At 58.2% G+C, this 3,195-nt stretch carries 2 protein-coding genes; one reads left to right on the top strand and one right to left on the bottom strand.

Annotation, left to right across the window (positions count from 1 at the left end; all coding sequences use genetic code 11):
• Window positions 1-114 precede the first annotated feature (114 nt).
• Window positions 115-1,317 carry an acyltransferase family protein gene (locus tag RH90_RS19520; protein WP_010188282.1) on the top strand — a complete coding sequence of 401 codons (1,203 nt, stop codon included), beginning with the start codon at window positions 115-117 and terminating at the stop codon, window positions 1,315-1,317.
• A 243-nt stretch (window positions 1,318-1,560) separates the two neighbouring features.
• On the opposite strand, the gene RH90_RS19525 is transcribed toward RH90_RS19520, so the two are convergent.
• Window positions 1,561-2,994, bottom strand: a complete 1,434-nt coding sequence (locus RH90_RS19525) for an IS4 family transposase (protein ID WP_037493866.1) — start codon at window positions 2,992-2,994, stop codon at window positions 1,561-1,563.
• Window positions 2,995-3,195: the final 201 nt, after the last annotated feature.

Genomic DNA, 3,195 nt, shown 5'->3' on the forward strand with positions numbered 1-3,195 from the left:
GTGATGCAGAACCTGTGATTTTCGCATCAACGTACGCAGAGCTTGCCCAGCGATTCAAAACAAGTCATCTTTTGACATCGATGTCAGTATTTTGGCACGGGGAGGATGATCTGTATGACTCAGCGGTTGCCCCGTTTGGAAGCGCTGGACGTGCTTCGGGGTCTAGCGGTGGCGGGCATGATCCTCGTCGTCAGCCCTGGTGATTGGTCCATGGCGTATGCTCAGCTTCAGCATGCCGCTTGGCACGGCGCTACGCTCGCTGACATGGTATTCCCCACCTTCCTCTTTAGCGTCGGCATGGCGCTGGGGCTGTCATTCCCGCGATTGATGGCTGATACGGCGCAACGCCGCTTGTTTTGGATGCGGCTGATCAGACGATCGATTACTTTGGTCGTGCTCGGGTTGGTTGTAGAGGCGACTTATGTTTGGACGATCTCGGCGGGAGCGCCTTATCCCGGTCACGGGGGTTTGTCCTACGTCCGCATCCCCGGCATTCTCCAGCGCATTGGTCTTTGCTATCTGCTCGGCGGTGCGCTGATCGTTGTCACCAGCCGTACGATAGCCGATGGCAGAATTGCCATTGCCCCACAGCGGGTGCTCTTCTGCATCGCAGCAATCCTCATTGGTTATTGGGCGTTGCTACGCTTTGTGCCGGTGCCCGGTTTTGGTGTCGGGCTGCTTACCCCGGATGGTAGCTTGCCCGCCTTTGTCGATCGGACACTGTTCACCGTGCCGCATCTGTGGCCCCTTGGTTCTGCAACCGGGCAAGGCCCCGCGACCTACGATCCCGAAGGGCTGCTCTCGACGCTCCCTGCCACGGCCAACCTCTTATTCGGCGCGCTCGCCGCATGGGCCTGGCGGCAAAATTCCGATCGCGCGACGCTTCATGTCGCGATCGCTGGCACCATGCTTATAATCGCCGGGTTGGCTCTCGATCCCGTGTTCGAGATTAACAAGCGGCTTTGGACCAGCAGTTTTGCTTTGTTTAGTAGCGGCGTGTCTGCCCTGGTGCTTGCGCTGCTGGTGGTGACGCTGCGTGCGCCGGTCGGCCGGGCCATAGCCACACCGTTTCGAGTGCTTGGTGGCAACGCCATCCTCGCCTTTTTAATCTCAACGGCATTCAGCCGCATATCAGGCTTTCCGCTGCTTCCATGGCGAGGTGCGCTGCTAGCTCCCCAGCAATGGGGATTTGCGGTCGCATCGACCATGCTGCCAAATCCACGGCTCGCATCGCTTGCCTGTGCGGTCGCGATCGTCGGGGCAGTGACCGCATTGTTGTGGCCGCTACATCGACGCGCGATCCACTTTAGAATATGATCCGACGCCTCAAAACATGCCCGCAACTAGTCGAGGCAACCGACTGATCTGCCAATGTGGCTGATGCAAAACTTTTGATTTTTGAATCAGCGAACTATTGCCGGGTCCGGCTCTGGCAAGCAGACTATTAACCTAGAAACATCATTGGTTTCCTGACGCCCGCGTGCCATGGCGGGTCATGGTTTACCCGCCAAACGCGTCTGACATTGAGCATCAGATGTAAGCGTCCGGTCTGCCTTGCAATTACCCACAAGTGGCGAGTTCCGCGCCGATCTGGATATCGACCAGGCGTCGTAGGCCGCGCCAGACGACAGTGTTTCCAGGCGGTGGGTCGGACGTCCTCGCGAGATAACCACCAAGGCGGGACAATTTGGTGAGATAGAGCTGGAGGGTGCCCGGCTTTGCTCGGCGGTTCCCGCTATCGCAAACGAGGCGGTCGAGGATTGTAATTTCCGTCGCTGTAAATGCGATCGCCGGGTCGGCGTCGGGGGCAGCACGTGCCATCATGGTCATCCACATCACGCGCCAGCTGACGATACAAAACAGCGCGACAAGGTTGGCTAAACGATCGGCGGTGCGGAGCTTGGCATCCTCAGCACGACATCCTGATTTCAGAATCTTATGGAAGACTTCGATCTTCCAGCGCGCGGAATACCAACGTATTTTCTCGATCGCTGCGTCGAGGTCGGCAACTTCCAGATCGGTGACGAGCTTCCAGAGGATCGGCTTGCGGCCCAATGGGCCACCGACCTCCGACGCATGGATCACCGTCAGATCGAGCGCCGGGTAGCGTTTTTGCTTTCCGATCGGCGGGCAGACGTGGATTCGTTTGAACCGGATATCAAGGGTTACACGTTCGACCGTGTCATTATCGACCCTCACCTCGATGCTATGCATGCCCGCGCTTGGGACCTCATGCATTTCGGTTTTCACGGTGTGGTCGCCGATACCAGCAAGCCTGTCGACAACGGTGCGGACGACGAAGTGGGTGCCGAGATCCTTAGCGAGGCAATAGAGTTCGTAAATGTCGCTCTCTCGATCGCCGACATGGACACACCGATCGGGCTGCCCCAGCAGAGCGACCGACTGGCGGAGATTATCGAGCCAACGAACGCTCTCCTTTGCTTCGATCGGAACCCGTGTCGGATTTATCTTCCGCTTGAGCTGGGCAGTGCCCTTGAACTTATCGCGGTTCCAGAATTTGACCGCGGCCAGGCCGAGGGGAAGTCCCTCCTCGGTAACAACGAGACTGGAATGCATCAGTATTCCGCAAACAGCGTGGTGTCGGAGCCGGCCACTCTTGTCGCGACCACTGTTCACGCTTTTGGTAAAGCCGACGTCGTGCGGGTTCCGGCGCTGATAGGTGAACTCTGTCGTATCCTGAAGCACCAAGATCGGTCCGTCAGACGCGACATATCGCGCCTTCGTCGCCTTGAGATGGCCTGCAAGGATGTCCCCTTCCTCGACCTTTGGGTTGGAAAAGAACCGATACGCGGCCTTGGTGCTTGCCCAGTCCTGACAGGCCAAAGGAATTGTTCCTCCCATCCTGTCGCTCAAGCAGCGAAGCAAATCGCCGAACCGGCGCCCGAGACGGGCATCTCTGAAAGCGGTCTCATCGACCTCGCTGCGCGACCAGTGGTCGCCCAGAAGCAGCTGGCTTTCGCTTTCGGCCTGCATCGCGCACCTCACGAACACAATCACGGTGCTCGTGAATGAATCACAACTGATTCATCCGATTCAACAATTTTCTTTCGGAGGCACGCAAGCGATTCAAATACTTATGGGTAATTGCAAGCCGGTCTGCCCCGCCTTGCGGGTGATGTGAGCCGCAGGCCACAGGTGCGGCACTGTGGCAAGCACCGGTGCGGCACTATGGCT

The sequence above is a fragment of the Sphingomonas sp. PAMC 26605 genome (assembly GCF_000241485.1).
Lineage (GTDB): Bacteria > Pseudomonadota > Alphaproteobacteria > Sphingomonadales > Sphingomonadaceae > Sphingomonas.

Excerpts from the sequence above, each read along its gene's own strand:
- RH90_RS19520 (WP_010188282.1), top strand. The coding sequence starts at position 115 with ATGACTCAGCGGTTGCCCCGTTTGGAAGCGCTGGACGTGCTTCGGGGT.
- RH90_RS19525 (WP_037493866.1), bottom strand. The coding sequence starts at position 2,994 with ATGCAGGCCGAAAGCGAAAGCCAGCTGCTTCTGGGCGACCACTGGTCG.